Origin of the sequence: Lutimaribacter marinistellae (assembly GCF_042648365.1) — a bacterium.
GTDB lineage: Bacteria > Pseudomonadota > Alphaproteobacteria > Rhodobacterales > Rhodobacteraceae > Lutimaribacter_A > Lutimaribacter_A marinistellae.
Genome location: NZ_JBHRXI010000001.1, coordinates 128,416 through 146,400, shown reverse-complemented (window position 1 = coordinate 146,400; position 17,985 = coordinate 128,416). Strand labels below are relative to the sequence as shown.

At 61.7% G+C, this 17,985-nt stretch carries 15 protein-coding genes; 5 read left to right on the top strand and 10 right to left on the bottom strand.

The genetic code is table 11. From position 1 onward, the window contains the following. Positions 1-229 precede the first annotated feature (229 nt). Positions 230-2,737, top strand: a complete 2,508-nt coding sequence (locus ACFORG_RS00705) for an arylsulfatase (RefSeq protein WP_386733453.1) — start codon at positions 230-232, stop codon at positions 2,735-2,737. Positions 2,738-2,806: 69 nt separating this feature from the next. Here the strand turns inward: ACFORG_RS00705 and gyrB are convergent, their stop codons facing one another. From gyrB to dnaN, 4 genes are all read right to left on the bottom strand, one after another. Further along, positions 2,807-5,224 (bottom strand): DNA topoisomerase (ATP-hydrolyzing) subunit B, encoded by a 2,418-nt coding sequence (gene gyrB / locus ACFORG_RS00700; RefSeq protein ID WP_386733452.1) that lies wholly within the window; start codon positions 5,222-5,224, stop codon positions 2,807-2,809. 231 nt (positions 5,225-5,455) lie between these two features. Further along, positions 5,456-6,076 carry a LysE family translocator gene (locus ACFORG_RS00695; RefSeq protein WP_386733451.1) on the bottom strand — a complete coding sequence of 207 codons (621 nt, stop codon included), beginning with the start codon at positions 6,074-6,076 and terminating at the stop codon, positions 5,456-5,458. Continuing rightward, a complete protein-coding gene (gene recF, locus ACFORG_RS00690) occupies positions 6,073-7,173 on the bottom strand; it encodes a DNA replication/repair protein RecF (protein WP_386733450.1) in 1,101 nt (366 codons plus the stop codon). Before recF ends, ACFORG_RS00695 begins: the two co-directional genes overlap by 4 nt. 58 nt (positions 7,174-7,231) lie before the next feature. Further along, positions 7,232-8,353 carry a DNA polymerase III subunit beta gene (gene dnaN / locus ACFORG_RS00685; protein WP_386733449.1) on the bottom strand — a complete coding sequence of 374 codons (1,122 nt, stop codon included), beginning with the start codon at positions 8,351-8,353 and terminating at the stop codon, positions 7,232-7,234. Between the two features lie 208 nt (positions 8,354-8,561). On the opposite strand from dnaN, the gene ACFORG_RS00680 reads away from it, so the two are divergent. Further along, positions 8,562-9,449, top strand: coding sequence for a phytanoyl-CoA dioxygenase family protein (locus tag ACFORG_RS00680; RefSeq protein WP_386733448.1), 888 nt, complete (start codon positions 8,562-8,564; stop codon positions 9,447-9,449). A 60-nt stretch (positions 9,450-9,509) separates the two neighbouring features. On the opposite strand, the gene ACFORG_RS00675 is transcribed toward ACFORG_RS00680, so the two are convergent. The 6 genes from ACFORG_RS00675 to mutM all read right to left on the bottom strand — a co-directional run bounded on the left by ACFORG_RS00675 (position 9,510) and on the right by mutM (position 14,527). Further along, positions 9,510-9,902: a M10 family metallopeptidase C-terminal domain-containing protein gene (locus ACFORG_RS00675; protein WP_386733447.1), complete on the bottom strand. Its 393-nt coding sequence runs from the start codon at positions 9,900-9,902 to the stop codon at positions 9,510-9,512. A 50-nt stretch (positions 9,903-9,952) separates the two neighbouring features. Beyond that, on the bottom strand, positions 9,953-10,153 hold the full coding sequence (locus tag ACFORG_RS00670; RefSeq protein ID WP_386733446.1) for a hypothetical protein: 201 nt from the start codon (positions 10,151-10,153) through the stop codon (positions 9,953-9,955). Between the two features lie 260 nt (positions 10,154-10,413). After that, positions 10,414-11,799, bottom strand: a complete 1,386-nt coding sequence (dnaA, locus tag ACFORG_RS00665) for a chromosomal replication initiator protein DnaA (RefSeq protein ID WP_386733445.1) — start codon at positions 11,797-11,799, stop codon at positions 10,414-10,416. 557 nt (positions 11,800-12,356) lie between these two features. Next, complete coding sequence (gene rpsT, locus ACFORG_RS00660; protein ID WP_386733444.1) at positions 12,357-12,620, bottom strand: 30S ribosomal protein S20; 264 nt, start codon at positions 12,618-12,620, stop codon at positions 12,357-12,359. 212 nt (positions 12,621-12,832) lie between these two features. Then, positions 12,833-13,609, bottom strand: coding sequence for an enoyl-CoA hydratase (locus ACFORG_RS00655; RefSeq protein WP_386733443.1), 777 nt, complete (start codon positions 13,607-13,609; stop codon positions 12,833-12,835). Between the two features lie 66 nt (positions 13,610-13,675). After that, positions 13,676-14,527, bottom strand: coding sequence for a bifunctional DNA-formamidopyrimidine glycosylase/DNA-(apurinic or apyrimidinic site) lyase (gene mutM / locus ACFORG_RS00650; protein ID WP_386733442.1), 852 nt, complete (start codon positions 14,525-14,527; stop codon positions 13,676-13,678). 85 nt (positions 14,528-14,612) lie between these two features. Here mutM and ubiE point away from each other — a divergent pair, with 85 nt between their 5' ends. From ubiE to ACFORG_RS00635, 3 genes are read left to right on the top strand one after another with little or no spacing between them, the layout of a single operon-like run. After that, positions 14,613-15,374 (top strand): bifunctional demethylmenaquinone methyltransferase/2-methoxy-6-polyprenyl-1,4-benzoquinol methylase UbiE, encoded by a 762-nt coding sequence (gene ubiE / locus ACFORG_RS00645; protein WP_386733441.1) that lies wholly within the window; start codon positions 14,613-14,615, stop codon positions 15,372-15,374. Continuing rightward, complete coding sequence (gene ubiB / locus ACFORG_RS00640; protein ID WP_386733440.1) at positions 15,374-16,903, top strand: 2-polyprenylphenol 6-hydroxylase; 1,530 nt, start codon at positions 15,374-15,376, stop codon at positions 16,901-16,903. Before ubiE ends, ubiB begins: the two co-directional genes overlap by 1 nt. 26 nt (positions 16,904-16,929) lie before the next feature. Then, positions 16,930-17,916, top strand: a complete 987-nt coding sequence (locus ACFORG_RS00635) for a 4Fe-4S dicluster domain-containing protein (RefSeq protein WP_386733439.1) — start codon at positions 16,930-16,932, stop codon at positions 17,914-17,916. Positions 17,917-17,985: the final 69 nt, after the last annotated feature.

The window sequence follows — 17,985 nt, the reverse complement described above, 5'->3', positions numbered from 1 at the left end:
CATGACCCACCGGCGCATGGGCGCGATCACGGACGCACGGATCAGGGGAATGGCATGCGCCACAGCTTTGGCCTCCACGAGGGTCACATCATGGCCTGTAAAGTCAAATTGGATTGGGAGAGTTGATCCACGTCAAGTTCGCCGGAACGAAATCAGGCTGCCATGGCAGCACGAACGCTTTCGAACCCGCTTGCCGGGCCTATTCGCTTTACGCCAGGAGGATTGAGTTATGGTTTTCATTGATGGGCGGCGTCTTGTCGCCGCCGTTGGTGTGCTGGCCGCCTTGTCGGCTGCACCGCTTTCAGCGCAGGATGCGGCGCCTGCTCCCGGTTCGCCTGCCGCCACGACCACGATCGACGGACGGCAATTGCCGCCGCCACCGCGGGCATTTGGTGGCAAGATCGAAGACCAGGCGTTGGAATCCACACCCTGGTGGCCGCCACAGGTCGTGCCGCCGGAAGATGCGCCAAACGTCTTGCTGATTATTACCGACGATGCCGGTTTTGGTGTGCCCAGCACCTTTGGCGGTGTAATCCCAACCGACACGATGGATGAACTCGCCGCCGAGGGTTTGAGCTTCACGAATATCCATTCCACCGCGCTTTGTTCTCCAACGCGAGCGGCGCTTATTACCGGCCGAAATCACCACTCGGTGGGTTTCGGTGTGGTCTCGGAAGCATCGACAGGGTTTCCGGGCTACAACTCGCTTATCCCCAAGGAAAAAGCAACGGTTGGCCGGATCCTGCGCGACAACGGTTACAACACCGCGTGGTTCGGAAAGAACCACAATACGCCCTCTTTTGCCGCCAGCCAGGCCGGCCCATTCGACCAATGGCCTACTGGCATGGGCTTTGAATATTTCTATGGCTTCGTTGGGGGGGATGCGAACCAATGGCAGCCGAACCTGTTCCGCAACACCACGGCGATTTACCCTTTCGAAGGCAAACCCGGTTGGAACCTTGTCACCGGCATGGCCGATGATGCCATCGAACACATTAACAACCTGCACCAGATTGCACCTGACAAGCCTTTTTTCGTGAAATACGCCCCGGGCGCCACCCATGCGCCGCATCACCCGACACAGGAATGGGTGGACAAGATCGCGGCATTGAACCTCTTTGACGATGGGTATCAGGCATTGCGGGAAACCATCTTCGAAAACCAGAAGAAGATGGGACTTGTGTCGCAAGACGCCAAACTGGCCGACTGGCCCGCGGACAAGCTCAAACCCTGGGACCAGTTGACGGAGCAGGAGAAGAAGCTTTTCGTTCGGCAGGTCGAAGTGTTCGCCGCCTATGCCGCTTACAACGATCATGAAATCGGCCGGGTCATAGATGCCATCGACAATCTGGGCGAGTTGGACAACACGCTGATCATCTACATCAATGGCGACAATGGTACCTCGGCCGAGGGCGGTCCGGTGGGTACTCCGAACGAGGTTGCATGGTTCAATGGCATCGCCGAGATGCCTGTCGAGTTGCAGATGAAGTGGTTCGACGCCTGGGGTACCGAAGAGACCTATAATCACATGTCCGCAGGCTGGTCCTGGGCCTTTGACACGCCGTTCGACTACTTCAAGCAGAACGCCAATCGTCTTGGCGGTGTTCGTCAGAACATGGTTGTCTCTTGGCCGAATGGCATAACGGACAAAGGCGGGCGGCGCGATCAGTTCCTGCACGTGATCGACGTGGTGCCCACGATCCTAGATGTTGCGGGCATTGCTGCACCGATGGAGGTCGATGGTATCCTGCAACACCCGATCGAAGGCGCGAGCTTCGCTCACCTGTTCGATGCGGCCAACTCCGACGCGCCCAGCCCGCGGAACACGCAGTATTTCGAAATCATGGGCCAATGGGCGCTTTATCACGATGGTTGGTGGCTGAGCACCGAGGTCAACCGCTTTCCTTGGGAAACCCCGGGCGCGCCCAATCCCGATCCACTCAACAATCAGGTGCTACAACTTTACGACCTGACAAAGGACATGAACCAGACAACGGATGTCGCAGCGGATCACCCGGAAAAGGTCGCGGAACTCAAGGATCTCTTCGTCAACGAGGCGAAGAAGTACCAGGTCTTCCCGATGGACGCGACGGTGGTTACCCGTCTTGCCCAACCGCGTCCCAGTATTGCGGCCGGCCGCAGCGAGTTCGTTTACACCAGCCCAATGACGGGCCTGCCGCAGGGCGATTCACCAAACATCTTGAACTCTTCCTACACTTTCACGGCCGAGATCGAGGTTCCCGAAGGCGGGGCCGAGGGCATGATCGTGACATCCGGCGGACGGTTCGCAGGTTATGGTTTGTATCTACTGGACAGCAAGCCGGTCTTTACGTGGAACATGCTGAACCTAAAGAGGATCCAGTGGAAAGGCGAAGAGGCGCTCGCTCCCGGCAAGCACGTAATCGAGTTCGATTTCAAATATGACGGTCTTGGAGTAGGGACGCTTGTTTATGGCAGTCCCAGTGGTCTCGGCAAGGGCGGCACAGGAACCCTCAAGGTCGACGGGAATGTCGTTGCTACCAGGAAGATGGAAAACACCATCCCCACCTACCTGCAATGGGACGAGGCCTTCGATATCGGATCGGACACTCTGACGGGCATCCATGATGCCGAGTACAAGCCACCATTCACGTTGACAGCGAAGTTGGACAAGCTGACGCTCAGGATTGACAGGCCACAGCTCTCCGAGGCCGACATTCAGAAGCTCAGGGACGCGCAGCAACGTGCCAGCGATTGATTGGCGCGGGTCGGGGCCGCGCTCGCCGCGGCCCTGCCTGCCGATCAAGACACGGGGAGAACAGCCGCCTTAGAAGTCCAGGTTTTCGACGCTCAGGGCGTTCTGCTGGATGAACTCGCGGCGCGGTTCGACGACGTCGCCCATCAGCTTGGTGAACAGGTCGTCCGCTTCGACCATGTCGTCCACGCGCACCTGCAACAGGGTCCGTGCCTCAGGGTCGAGGGTGGTTTCCCACAGCTGGTCGGGGTTCATTTCACCCAGACCCTTGTAGCGCTGCAGCGTAAGGCCTTTCTCGCCCTCGTCGAGGATGGCCCGAAGCAGCGTCAGTGGGCCATGGATGACCTGCGACCGGTCGCGACGAACCAGGGTGGCTGGCGTAGCGTAAACGTCCTGCAGCGCCTTGGTAAAGCTGCCCGTCTTGCGCGCCTCGCCAGAGCGCAGCATCGGGCCGTCAAGGGTGCGGACCTCTTCAACACCGCGCAGGATGCGGGCAAGGCGAATGCCGTGATCCTGCGTAATCCGGCCTTGCCAGCCGCGCTCATACTCCAACGCGATCAGGTCAAGACGGGCTGCCACCTTGTCGGCCACGCCCTGCAGGTCGGCATCCACCGCACCCGGGACAAAGGCCCCGGCGACGGCGGCCTGTTCCAGGATGTGGCGCGGGTAATGCGTGGGAAACGCGTCCAGAACACGCTTCAACTGCCGTGCCTCATCGACCACGCGGGTCAGGTCCTGACCGGTGATCTCTTCGCCTGTTCCAAGGCGCAACACCGCCCCGTCCACACCCTGTGCAATCAGGTAATCGTCCATCGCGGCCTGGTCCTTGAGGTACACCTCGGACTTGCCGCGCGACACCTTGTAGAGCGGCGGCTGCGCGATGTAGAGATAGCCGCCTTCGATCAGTTCCGGCATCTGCCGATAAAAGAAAGTCAGCAGCAGCGTACGGATATGCGCGCCGTCCACGTCGGCATCCGTCATGATGACGATCTTGTGGTAGCGCAGCTTCGAGATGTCGAACTCATCACGTCCGATCCCGGTGCCCAAGGCCATCACCAAATTGCCGATCTCCTGGCTGGATAGCATGCGGTCGAACCGGGCGCGTTCCACGTTCAGGATCTTGCCCTTGAGCGGCAGGATCGCCTGCGTACGGCGGTCCCGGCCGGTCTGGGCCGATCCACCGGCGCTATCACCCTCGACGAGGAACAGCTCGGTCTTGGAGGCGTCCTTTTCCGAGCAGTCCTTGAGCTTTCCGGCCAAGTAGTTCACGTCCATCGCCGTCTTGCGGCGGGTCAGTTCACGGGCCTTGCGTGCGGCCTCGCGGGCGAGGGCCGCCTCGATGATCTTGCCTACGATCACCTTGGCCTCGTTCGGGTTCTCCTCGAACCATTCGGCCAGTTTCTCGTTCATCAGGCTTTCGACTGCAGGCCGCACCTCGGAGGAGACAAGCTTGTCCTTGGTCTGAGACGAGAATTTCGGATCGGGCACCTTGACCGACAGAACGCATGTCAGCCCCTCACGAGCATCGTCGCCGGTAAAGTTGACCTTTTCCTTCTTCGCGATACCGCTGGACTGGGCATAGTTGTTGATCGTACGGGTTAGCGCCCCGCGAAAGCCTGCCACATGTGTGCCCCCGTCGCGCTGGGGGATGTTGTTGGTAAAGGGCAGAACCGTCTCGTGATAGCTGTCATTCCACCACATCGCGATCTCGACCCCGATATCGTCGCGTTCGCCGGTGATGTAGATCGGCTCGGGCATGACCGGGCTTTTGGAACGGTCGAGATACTTCACGAATTCCTTGACCCCGCCCTCGTAGAACAGCTCGGTCCTCAGGGCCTCGGCGGGACGTTCGTCTTCGAGGATGATGCGCACGCCGGAATTGAGAAAGGCCAGTTCGCGCAGACGCTTTTCCAAGGTGTCAAAGCTGTATTCGAGGTTCGAGAACGTTTCGGTCGAGGCGAGAAAACGCACTTCGGTTCCGGTGCGGTCCCCTGCATCGCCAATGACGCGCAGATGTTCGGTCGTCTCACCACGCTCGAATTTCGCGTAATGCTCCTTGCCGCCGCGCCAGATGCGCAGTTCCAGCCATTCGGACAGCGCGTTGACGACCGAGACGCCCACGCCGTGCAGGCCGCCCGAAACCTTGTAGGAATTGCTGTCGAACTTACCGCCCGCGTGCAGCTGGGTCATGATGACCTCGGCGGCCGATACACCTTCTTCGGCGTGGATGTCGACCGGGATGCCACGCCCGTTATCCGAGACCGACACGCTGCTGTCGGCATGGATTTTGACGCTAACATGGTCCGCATGACCCGCAAGCGCTTCGTCGATACCGTTGTCGACGACCTCGTAAACCATGTGGTGCAGGCCGGATCCGTCATCGGTATCGCCGATATACATTCCGGGCCTTTTGCGGACGGCTTCCAACCCCTTGAGAACCTTGATGGAATCCGCACCATATTCTGCCTGGGGCTGCTCGTTATCGGACATTCGCGACTTCCTTTGTCTTTTCGTGATTTTATACGAAAGCCGGGGGGGAATGTCACGCGGATAGCCCATGATTCAAGCGGTTTCGAGCCGTTCAGACCCGCTCTTGGGGCACCCGGTCCAGGGCTTTGAGACGAAGCTCATGGACAAACGCATTGGAACCCGAAAACGACATGGCACGGTTTGGTGAAAGACCAGCGAAAACGCTGGGCACCGGCCGGGCGCTGCCACCGCTCAGGTGAATGGGATGATAAGCCCGACCACGATCAGCAAGGCGCCTGAAACGAGCCTGATGCGCCGCGTTGCCTCCGGCGACCGGATCAGCCTGCGTACCCTATGGATGAAGGCGGCCATGGTCAGGTTGCCGACAAGCGGCACAAGCAGGGACAAGAGCACGATCAGGGCAATGTCGGCGGTCGTGATCCGGGTCAGATCGAAAAAGCCGGGCAGGACGCCCATGTAGAACAGGATCGCCTTGGGGTTGGCGAGGATCACGAACAATCCGGCGACGAAACCGGCCCATCGGCCCGGGCGCGTCAGCGCCTTGTCCTCGGCGATGGCCGCGTCTGCATGACGGATCACGCCGACACCCATGAAGAGGAAAACCGCACTCGCTACCCAGCGCAGGATCGTCATGAAGCCTTCGACCTCCTGCACCAGCCATGCGACGCCAAGGATGGCGAGGAGGGGCCAGAACATGTCGCCGATCGCAACACCCAGCGCCAATGGCCAGGCCGCGCCGAACCCGCCTGCCATGGTCCGGGCCGTCAGGGCAAGCCAAACCGGCCCGGGTGTCAGGAACAGGACAAGAAGCGCGCCCCCGTAAAGCGTCATGTCCCAGGCCGTGATCGTCATGGAATGCGAACCTCCGAAATGCCGTTTTCCTCCACGACTTCCAGCACCTGCGCCCGCGTACCCAACTCGGCAAACAGTTCCGGTCCCGTGCCGGTCATCCAGGCTTGCGCACCCAGGGCGCAAATCTCGTCGTAAAGTGCCGCGCGCCGGCCGGCGTCAAGATGGGCGGCAACCTCGTCCAACAAAACGATAGGCGGCGCCCCGATCAGATCGGCAAGAGCACGCGCGTTGGAAAGGATCAAAGACACCAGCAAGGCCTTCTGCTCTCCGGTCGAGCAGTCCCGCGCGGGGATGCCCTTGGCAGCGTAGACGGCGTAAAGATCGGCCCGGTGCGGCCCGATCAACGTCCGTCCGGCCATCAGGTCACGACCGCGGCTGTCGCTGAGCGCGGCGCGCAGCCCGTCTTCGGTCTCCGGCAGATCGCCCTCGGCATGCTGCAGGTCCAGTTCGGCCGACGGAAACCCCGTTTCGGCCCGTCCTTGCGCCGCGCGAACAAGGTCCAGCGCGGCAATGCGCCCTGCATGGATCCGCGCACCGGCCTGCGCCATTTGGGCCTCCAGCGCCGTGTACCAATGCGGATCGCGAACCTGGTCCTTGAGCAGCCGGTTGCGCTCGCGCATCGCCTTTTCATAGGTCAGCGCCGCGTCGGCGTGATCGGGGGCAAAGCTCAGGGCCATCCGGTCAAGAAAACGCCGCCGTCCCTCGGCGCCTTCGATCCACAGCCGATCCATCGACGGGATCAGCCAGACCATCCGAACATGTTGTCCCAGTTCGACCTGGCTGGCCGGTTTCCCGTCAATGCGGACCTGCCGTGCCGCGCCGCCCTCGGACCATGTCTCGATTTCCGACATGCGTCCGCGCGCGTCGAGCATGGCTGTCAGCTTCCAGCCCGGAGCCTGGGGTCGCTCGACCATCTCTGCGGCACTCGCCCGACGGAGGCCCCGTCCGGGCGAGAACATCGACACCGCTTCGAGGACGTTGGTTTTTCCGGCTCCGTTCGGCCCGTGGATCGCGACGGGCCGCGCGTCCAGCATCAACCGCGCGCGCCGGTGCGAGCGGAAATGGAACAGGTTCAATGCGGTCAGGGCCAGTGCCATGACCCCTCCCTTTGTACAGGTGAAAGAACGGCCGCCCGGGGCGTCGCGCGAAGCGCGATCAAACCCGCATCGGCATCACGACATAGACCGCACTCAGGTCGCTGCCTTCGCGCATCAGGGTCGGATCGCCCGAGGAGTTGAAGAGGAAGACGGCATTCTCGCGGTCCACCTGGCTCGCGATCTCCAGCAGGTACTTTGCGTTGAACCCGATCTCCAGCCGCTCGTCGCCATAGGCCACGGCCAGCTCCTCTTCGGCGGCGCCGCTGTCGGGCGCGTTTACCGACAGGATCAGCCGGTCCTCGTCCAGTTGCAGCTTGACGGCGCGCGAACGCTCCGAAGACACGGTCGCCACACGATCTACCGCCTTGGCGAACTCCGCCGCGTCAACCTCCAGCTTGCGACTGTTAGATTGCGGGATCACGCGCGAATAATCCGGGAAGGTCCCGTCGATCACCTTCGAGGTCAGCGTGATATCAGGCGTCGCGAACCGGATCTTGGTCTCGCTCACCGATACCGCGATATCCATGTCGTCATCATCCAGAAGCTTGCGCAGCTCGCCGACGGTCTTGCGGGGCACGATGACGCCTGGCATGTCCTCGGCACCCGGGGGCAGGTCCGCGTCGATCCGGGCCAGCCGGTGCCCATCGGTCGCCACGCAGCGCAGCACCTTGCCACCTTCGGAGCCGTCGGCCACGTGCATGTAGACGCCGTTCAGATAATAGCGCGTTTCCTCGGTCGAAATCGCGAATTTTGACTTGTCGAAGAGCCTGCGCAAGAGCGCGGCATTTGCCGTGAAGTTCGAATCGTATTCCGACGAGGCCATGACCGGAAAATCTTCCTTGGGCAGCGTGGCCAGCGAAAAGTTCGAGCGCCCCGCCTCGACCGTCAGACGGCCCGCAGCACTATCCGCGGTCAGCGTGACCAGCGCCCCGTCGGGCAGCTTGCGCACGATTTCATGCAGGGTCGTCGCGGCCACCGTGGTTGCGCCCGCCCGCTCGACCTGTGCGGGCGCCTTGTCGACAACCTCGACATCGAGATCGGTGGCGCGGAACTGGACCTGGTCGCCTTCGGCCTCGATCAGCACGTTCGCCAGGATCGGGATCGTGTTTCGGCGTTCCACGACGGACTGGGCCTGAGACACGGCCTTGAGCAGCGTGCCGCGTTCGATGCTGATCTTCATACCCTCGTTTCCTTCGACATGTTTTGGACTGGGGCCGGGAATGGCAACCTAGCGGTTTGCCCCATCGGCACAAGGTTTTTCTAGCGATTTGCCCCTGTCGCACCAAAGACGTCAAGGGGTCGAGGCAGGAGGTTTCGCAGCTATGGCATTGCTGCCGATTGCCACACCGATCCAGCCATGAGACCCTGCGCAGAAGGGAGGACCGCCAATGATCACCGAAACAGTCGCCCGCCAAGCCGCCGAACAGTACCGTGAAGAGGGTTATGCCCTGATCCGCCAGTTCATTGACGGGGACGAGGTCGCGCGCCTGCGCGCCGAAACCGCCCGCATATATGAGGCAGGGATGAAGCACCACGCCACCTGGCGGCATGGCAACCTCGCCTTCGAGGTCCTGCCCGAGGCCGATTTCGGTGCCCGCTACGTGATTCAGGCCTACTGGATGGCGTGGATGTCCGAGTATTTCGAGCGGTTTCGCCGGTCACAGGCCTTCCTGACCCTGCTCAGGCCGATCCTGGGCGACAGCATCAAACAGGTTGCGCAGCAGATCCATTGGAAACCGCCGGGGGCTGGCATGACCGGGTACCGTTTCCACCAGGACCTGCGCTTTCGCGCGGCGCGCGACGCGTATCGCGACATCACCGGCTCCACGGTGAATTCCGGCCTCGCCATCGACCCATCGACACGTGAAAACGGCTGCCTGCAGGTCATTCCCGGCTCTCATAAACTGGGCTATGTCGGTTTGTCCGACGATAGCGAGGGAGGCCAGATCATGAAGGGTCTGACCGCCGAGCAAGAGTTGCGATCAAAGGGCCTCGACCCTGATCGCATCGTCTGGCTTGAGCAGGAGCCGGGCGATATCGCGCTCTGGGGCCTGTTGACCGTTCACGGCTCGCTCCCCAACAGCTCGCATCAGGATCGTGCTTTTGCCATTTCCAGCTATGTGCGCGCCGAGAACTCGGACAGGGGTGAATGGGCGTTTCGCGACGGTCAGTCAGTGCCGCTGGGGCCGGAGCCGCAGCTTTGCAAGTACGAGGCCCTGCATGAGCGGCCTGAACCTCACTATGTCGACGACAAGTGGTACGCCGATACAGCCTGATACCGGTGTATCGAGGGGCCGGACCTCCACCCAACCCCTCGACGACCAGGGTTCGGATCGTCAGATCAGAAAGACGTCATTGGCCGTCAGATCGATATGCCCGATCAGGGACAGTTCGAAATCACCGGTCAGGCCGATTGCGTCGCGAACATGGATGTTCGTTACATCGTCCAGACCATCGCGCTGCGTGTGCTCGAAATATGCCTCGGCGCCGGCGATGTCCGAGAAGCCCGCTTGTTCGCCCAGGAACACAGCGGCGAAACCGAGAATTGCAATCAGGTCGCCGCCCGAAACGAAGTCCGAGATAACGTCCACGGCCGGTGATGCGCCACCGCTGTCCCCGAATGTGAAATAGAATACGTCGTATCCTGTGCCGCCCATCATGTAATCGCCGATATCGCCAGTTCCGTTCGCGCCACCGATCAGAACGTCATTGCCCGACCCGGCCTGCATGTAGCCGTTGCCGTCTCCACCCTCGAGCGTATCGGACGCATCGCGCCCCCTCAGGCTGTCATTGCCAGTGCCGTACCCTCGAAGTAATCCGCACTGAACCAGTCATACCAGACCAGCCCCGGTGGCTGAATGATCGTCCCGATACCCGGTAATACAGGCGTGGGGCCGAACGCGTTCTCGTCGATCGTCCAGGGCGAATTGCGCGGGGCCAAGAAATCCTCGAATGTCGTGAACAATCCAAAACGTCTCATGATCAAATTCCTTTCTAAACACGCCGGGTGCTGTGTGGACGCAATTCCACCTCCGGCCGGATCGGTTTTCCCGTTCCGGTCATTGCAATGGGCGATCATTCTGAAAACATGGGACCGGTCGTGGGCAGGGTGCTGGCACGACCTGCAAAAAATCCTTCAGTTGTCGTGGAAAGACATCTGAAGGATTCGCGATGGTTTGGATATGAACTGGGTCACAAAGGACAGGGCCGGGCGCTGGCCCGGACGTGACCGGAGGGCTGCTATGCTTCGAGCGCGCGGCGCAGCATTTCGACATCCTCGGCGATTTGCCCGTCCGTCAGCTTCAACTCCTCGATGCGCTTGACGCCATGCATGACGGTCGTGTGGTCGCGCCCGCCAAAGCGGCGTCCGATCTCGGGCAGCGACCGGCTGGTCAACTGCTTGCACAGATACATCGCCACCTGGCGCGGCCGCGCATATGACCGCAGGCGTTTGGGGCCGATGATGTCGGACAGGCGGATATTATAGTACTCGGACACTTTCCGCTGGATTTCCTCGACCGTGATCTTGCGTTCCGACGCGCGCAACACGTCGGCAAGGCAATCCTGCGTCAGGTCCATGTCGATCTCACGCCCCACCAGCGAGGCAAAGGCGAAGAGCCGGGTCAGCGCCCCTTCGAGAACGCGAACGTTGGTCGAGATGCGATGGGCCAGGAACTCCAGAACGCCGTCGGCGATCTGCACGTCCGGATAGGTCGCACGGTGTTGCTGTACTTTCGTCTGCAAGATGCCCAGCCGCAGCTCGTAATCCGTTGGGTGCAGATCGACCACCAGCCCGCATTGCAGGCGCGACTTCACACGATCCTCGAGATCCTTGATCTCGCCCGGAGCGCGGTCTGCCGAGATGATGATCTGCTTGTTCTGGTCCACCAGCGCGTTGAACGTGTGAAAGAACTCTTCCTGCGTGCTGTCCTTGCCCGCGATGAACTGAACGTCATCGACCATCAGAACGTCGACCGAGCGGAAGAGATGCTTGAAATCCATCATGCGCCGTTCGCGCAGCGCCTGCACAAAGCGATACATGAACTGTTCCGCGGACAGGTAAAGGACGTTCAGCTCGGGATGGCGTGACCGCAATTCCCACGCGATAGCGTGCATAAGGTGCGTCTTGCCGAGGCCAACGCCCCCATAAAGAACCAGCGGGTTGAAGGTGACCGGCCCGCCCTCGGCCACGCGGCGCGCGGCGGCATGGGCCAGTTCGTTCGGCTTGCCTACGACAAAGCTGTCAAAGGTGAACCGCGCGTCCAGAGGCGCAGCCTGAAGCGCTTCGAGCGCATCGGCAGAAGAAATTGCTTCGCCCTTGGGTTGTGCGACCTCAGGGAGGGGAACGGGCTGCGGTGTGGGTGCGGTGGGACGGGCCGTGGAATTGGCAGCCACCTGGAATGCGACGCGCTGCACGGATTCGCCCGCGGTGTTCAGTTCATAGAGGATGAGGTCCGCGAAATTCTGGCTCACGTAGTTGCCCATGAAATTCGTCGGGACCGAGAATACGGCGACGCCATCATCGACTTCCTGGAACTCAAGCGGCTCGATCCAGGTGGCAAAGTTGTTTTGCCCGACTGTCTTGAGCAGTTTCTTTCGCAATTGTCCCCATTTTTCCTGAGTCATCTGGCGCCTCTTGCATCCCGTTTTTGTCTGGCCTTGCGGCCATTTTTGCCCATCCATCTTGTGCCGGGCATGCCCGGCGCGGTTTCACTCACAAAAAAGGTTCCATGCGCCGACAAGACATGCCGACGACACAGCCTGAAAGGCGCCTCTCATTCGGAAACAGGAAACCGGACCCATCACCCCAAGATGGATCGAGATACTCCCGAACCCGTGCACTCTCATTTACCGACAGGGCTTGAAACGTGGCAGACACCACGACCCAAAGCAGATCCGAAGGTCGAGTTTCCCCAACCGACGGCATTGGCTGCCGAGGCGTTCCGATCACATCGGTATCCCCGAGAGCTGCCTGTCCCCCCAGCGAGTGAATCGCTGAAACAATGGTTAGCAAGTCCAGGTGGCGAGCGGCAACGAAACTATGCAGTTGACTCGGGCTTGAGCCGCAAAGAATCTCTCGCGCCCGCAGCAAAGAGACACCGCTGCAACAGGACGAAAAAAAAGACGCCGCGTGATGCGACGTCTTCCATTAACTCGCCTTATGCGCGAATCGTGCGGGCGCTTCAGCCCATCGCTTTGACGCGCGAGGACAGGCGCGACATCTTCCGCGAAGCGGTGTTCTTGTGAAATACACCCTTTGTGACGCCACGCATCAGTTCGGGCTGTGCTGCACGCAGAGCGGCAGTTGCGGCATCCTTGTCGCCGGATGCGATGGCTTCTTCGACCTTGCGCAGGTAGGTGCGGATGCGCGAACGGCGGGCTTTGTTGACTGCAAAGCGCTTTTCGTTCTGACGGGCGCGTTTCTTGGACTGGGGCGTATTTGCCATGTGATCTGTGACCTCTGGTTCGGTTGTTCGATAGCGCGACGTGGAAACCGCCCCGGGTCGGGGATCACGAATGTGAATCGGGCCAGGCGGGCCTCACGCGCATGTATAGCGGCGGTCCTTAGCGGGATTCGCATGCTTTGCCAAGCCCTCGCTACCGGATGAAAAAGGGCGGGCTTGATGGCCCGCCCCGGTTCATGCGTCGTGGCGCGATGTTACTTGTCGCGGAACTGCGATTGCCGTTTCTCTAGAAAGGCCGCCATGCCTTCCTTCTGGTCTTCGGTCGCGAACATGGAATGGAACAGCCGGCGTTCGAACAGCATCCCTTCGGCCAGCGGTACTTCGTAGCTGCGGTTCACCGCTTCCTTCGCGGCCATCGCCGTCAGCAGCGATTTCTCGGCAATTTTCTGGGCCGCGGCCATCGCCTCTTCCAGCAGTTTCTTGGCCGGTACCACGCGGCTGACCAGGCCCGAACGTTCGGCTTCCTCGGCATCCATGAAACGGCCGGTCAGGTTCATGTCCATCGCCTTGGACTTGCCGACAAAGCGGGTCAGTCGCTGGCTGCCGCCCATCCCGGCAATGACGCCAAGGTTGATCTCGGGCTGGCCGAACTTGGCATTGTCGCCCGCGATGATGAAGTCGCACATCATCGCCAGTTCGCAGCCGCCGCCCAGGGCATAACCGCTGACCGCCGCGATGATCGGCTTGCGAATCGCGGTGATGCGGTCGTTGGCATCGGCAAACAGGTTGCGCGTATACACGTCGACGAAGCTCATCGTCGACATTTCCTTGATGTCCGCACCGGCCGCGAATGCCTTTTCCGACCCGGTCACGATGATGCAACGCACCTTGTCATTGGTATCCGCATCCTCGAGCGCGCTGCACAATTCACCCAGAAGTTGCGAGTTCAGGGCGTTGAGCGCATCAGGGCGATTCAGCTTGATGAGGGCTACGTGGTCCTCGATGTCGACGGTGATCGTCTCAAAGGCCATGGCAAAAAAGCTTTCGGTTGGTTCCGTTAAGCACGACTCCTTACCATGCGAGGCCTGTGGTTCAAGCTATCTTTGACAGCGCGGGCAGTAGAAGGAGGATCGCCCGGATTGCACGATCCGGGTCACGACGCCGTCGCACCCTTCTGTCCGGCAGGGTTGTCCCTCGCGCCCGTACACGTCAAAGCGGTGCTGGAAATATCCAAGTTCGCCATCGGCTTGCCGGAAATCCCGCAGGCTGGAACCGCCCGCTTCGATCGCATCCCGCAACACCTGCCGGATGATCGGCACCAATGCAGCGACCCGCGCGGCCGAAATTCGGCCCGCCTTGCGGCGCGGTGAGATCCGCGCCCGGTAAAGCGCTTCGCAGACATAGATGTTGCCCAGCCCTGCGACGATTCCCTGATCCAGAAGCGCCGCCTTGACCGGGGTATTCCGCCCTCTGAAGCGAGCGACCAGGTAGGCTTCGTGAAACGCGTTGCCCAAAGGTTCCGGTCCCAGAACCGAGAGCAGCTTGTGCGCCTCGGCGGTGTTGGTCGGCATCAGGTCCATCGCGCCAAATCGGCGGGGATCATTAAAGGTGATGCGCGCCCCGTTATCCATGTGCAGCACGACATGGTCATGTTTTTGCGCCGCAGGATGCTCGTGCACGAACTGCCCAAGCGGGTCTCCGGAAACAGTCATCCGCCCCGACATGCCGAGGTGGATCAGCAGCGTCTCACCCCTGTCGAGATCGGCAAGGATGTATTTCGACCGCCGACGCAGCCGTTCGACCCGCGCCCCGGTGAGTCTTTCGGCCATGCCTTGGGGGAATGGCCAGCGCAGGTCGGGACGATTCACCTCGGCGCTCAGGATGACCGCACCCTCCATCGCGGGGGCCAGGCCGCGTCTTACTGTCTCGACCTCGGGCAATTCGGGCATTCCGCCGCTCCCCTTTCCACGGGCCGCATTGTGCCCGGATCACAGCGCCCTATAACAAGGGCGAATTCAACGAACGGCAAGGCGCATGTCCGACCCAAACGACAAGACCGGCAAAACCACCCACTTCGGCAATGAAACTGTCCCCGAATCCGACAAGGCCGGACGGGTGCAGGGCGTCTTCACGTCTGTCGCCTCGAAATACGACATCATGAACGACGTGATGAGCGCGGGTATCCACCGCGTCTGGAAGGACGCGATGATGGACTGGCTCGCCCCGCGCCCGGGTCAGCGCCTGCTCGATGTGGCCGGCGGGACCGGCGATATCGCCTTCCGCTTCCTCAAGCGGGCAGGGCAGGGACACGCCACCGTGCTCGATCTGACCGAATCGATGCTGATCGAGGGGCGCAAGCGGGCCGAAGCCGAGCGCATGGCTGACAGTCTCGACTGGGTGGTGGGCGATGCCATGGCACTGCCCTTTCCCGACAACACGTTCGACACCTACACGATCTCGTTCGGCATCCGGAACGTGACCCGGCCGCAGGACGCGCTGAACGAGGCTTTCCGCGTGCTGCGTCCCGGCGGCAGGCTGATGGTCCTGGAATTCAGCCAGATCCCCAACGATCTGTTGCAAAAGGCCTACGACCTCTATTCGTTTAACGTTATACCACGCATGGGGCAGGTGATCGCGGGTGATCGCGACAGCTATCAATACCTCGTCGAATCCATTCGCAAGTTTCCTGACCAGGAAACGTTTCTGGGTATGGTGCGTACCGCGGGCTTCGGAAACGCAAAGTACCGCAACCTGAGCCTCGGCATCGCCGCACTGCATTCCGGCTGGAAGATCTGATGCGCGGGCCGCACAACATCATCCGGCTGATCCGTACCGGTGCCACGCTGGAACGCACCGGCGCTATGGGCGTGGTGCTCGACGCGTTCGAGGCGCCGCCGGCACTGCGGGCTTTTGCGCGCGCGCTCGGCAAGCCCTTTGCCTGGCTCGGCTACGAGGGCGATCCCGCGATGCCCCCCGCCACACGGGCGCTTACCGCGCTCGGTCCGGCCTACATCAAGTTCGGACAGGTCCTGTCGACAAGGCCGGATGTCGTGGGTGAGGAGATGGCCGCCCAGCTGCGCGTGTTGCAGGACAAGCTGCCGCCGTTTCCCCGCGATGTGGCGCTGGCCGAAGTCGAAAAGGAACTGGGCCAGCCCGTGGCCGAGATGTTCGACGATTTCAGCCAGCCTATCGCCGCCGCTTCGATTGCTCAGGTCCACAAGGCGCGGCTTGTGGGTACCGGGCGCGACGTCGCGGTCAAGGTGCTGCGGCCGGGAATCGAGAAAGCCTTCCGCAAGGATGTGGATGCCTTCTATTTCGCGGCGTGGATCATCGAACGTCTTGCCCCGGGGGCCAGGCGGTTGCGCCCGATGGACGTCATCACGCATTTCGACGGTGTCGTGCGCGGCGAACTGGACCTGCGCCTCGAAAGCTCTGCCGCGTCCGAATTCGCTGACAACACCGCCGGGGACGAGGGATTTCGCCTGCCGCCAGTGATCTGGTCGCTCTCGGCACGGCGCGTGATGACGCTGGGCTGGGCCGATGGCGTGCCGCTGGGCGACAACGCTGCAATCGACGCGGCGGGCCACGACCGGCCCGCTCTGGCTGCGCGGGTACTTCGCCTGTTTCTCATGCATGCGCTGCGCGACGGCTACTTCCATGCCGACATGCATCAGGGCAACCTCAAGGTCGCGCCCGACGGTGACATCATTGCCTATGATTTCGGCATCATGGGCCATATCGACGAGTACACCCGCAGGGTCTATGCCGAGATTCTGTTCGGCTTTATCCGGCGCGACTACAAGCGCGTAGCCGAAGTGCATTTCGAGGCCGGATATGTTCCCGCCGATCAGGATGTCGACGAGTTCGCGCGCGCGCTGCGTGCCGTGGGTGAGCCGATCTTTGGCATGGACGCCTCCCATATATCCATGGGGCGCCTGCTCAATTACCTCTTCGAAGTGACCGAGCGTTTCGGCATGGAAACCCGGACCGAACTGATCCTGCTGCAACGGACCATGGTTGTTGTCGAAGGCGTCGCCCGCTCTCTTGATCCACATATCAACATCTGGGAAGTCGCGCGCCCCGTGGTCGAGGATTACATCAAGAAATCCATCGGCCCCCGCGCGGTAGGAAGCGACCTGGCCAGGACGGCGCGCGTGCTGGCGCGCTTCGGTCCACGCCTGCCGGGACTGGTGGAAAGGGCGCTGATCGCTCAGGCAACCCGAAAAGAGCCGGACCCGCAGGGATGGACGAGGTGGATCTGTCCCGCCTCCCTTGGCGCGCTTGCCGGCGGTGGACTCGTCGCGATCATCGAATTGCTTCTCTGAACCACGACCGTGCTAGGCTCCCGGGCATGGCACGACCGAATCCCCACCGCCCCTTCACGCCCGACCCGGCCCAGACGGCGCATTTTCCAACGCAAAGCGGCAATGCCGTGAACGGGTTGGGAGAGACGCGTTTTCGCCGCCCGCGCATGGTCTACTGGGCTCCCGATCCCGACACGATTCCGCACGGCCCCTTGCAACGCTATTTCTACGCGCAATCGGCCAAGGTTCCCGAATTTGCCACCGCCCGCGCCGCGCGGCAGACGATTCTCGACGCGCCGCTGCCCGAGGTTACGAGCTCCAAGGTCCAACGCAGCCCCCAGGAGTGGACAGATGCGCTGTCCCGCTTCCCGCATGAGGGGCTGTGCGAAATGACCGGAGTGGCCGAGATGCGCCCGGAATGGGTGTTCGAAGGTTTCGAAATTCCGCAGACCCGCGTCATCATGCTTGGCGTGCAGCACGAGTACGAGCGGATCGCCACCGCGCCGGAACCGACCGCCGGGCTCGAGGTCATGGCGCAATATGCCCGCGCCGCGCTCGCAGCCAAGACCGTCGCGGGCTGGCTGCGCGAACAGGGATGGCCAGCAGAACCTGTCACCGGTCCGATGACCGGTGCGCTGGCGATGATCCCGCCTGCGATCGCCTGCGGTTTCGGCGAATTGGGCAAGCACGGCTCGATCATCAACCCGGAGTTCGGTGCCTCGTTCCGCCTCTCCGCCGTGCTCACCGACGCACCCTTCGCGCCTACGCCACCGCGGGATTTTGGCATCGATTCCTTCTGCAGCAATTGTCGCATCTGCGAGGATGCCTGCCCGCCCCGGGCACTGTCCCCCCGCAAAAACACCGTGCGCGGCGTCACGAAATGGTATGTCGATTTCGACCGCTGCCTGCCGTTTTTCAACGAAACCCATGGCTGCGCCATCTGCATCGCGCAATGCCCGTGGTCCCGTCCGGGCGTGGGTTTCAATCTTGCCGCGAAACTTGCCCGCAAACGTGAAAGGGACGCGGCCGAATGACCGCGCCCCTGCTTTCCTCTTGCCCAAAATATCCTCGGGGGGTGAATTGAGCCGAAGGCTCAAGAGGGG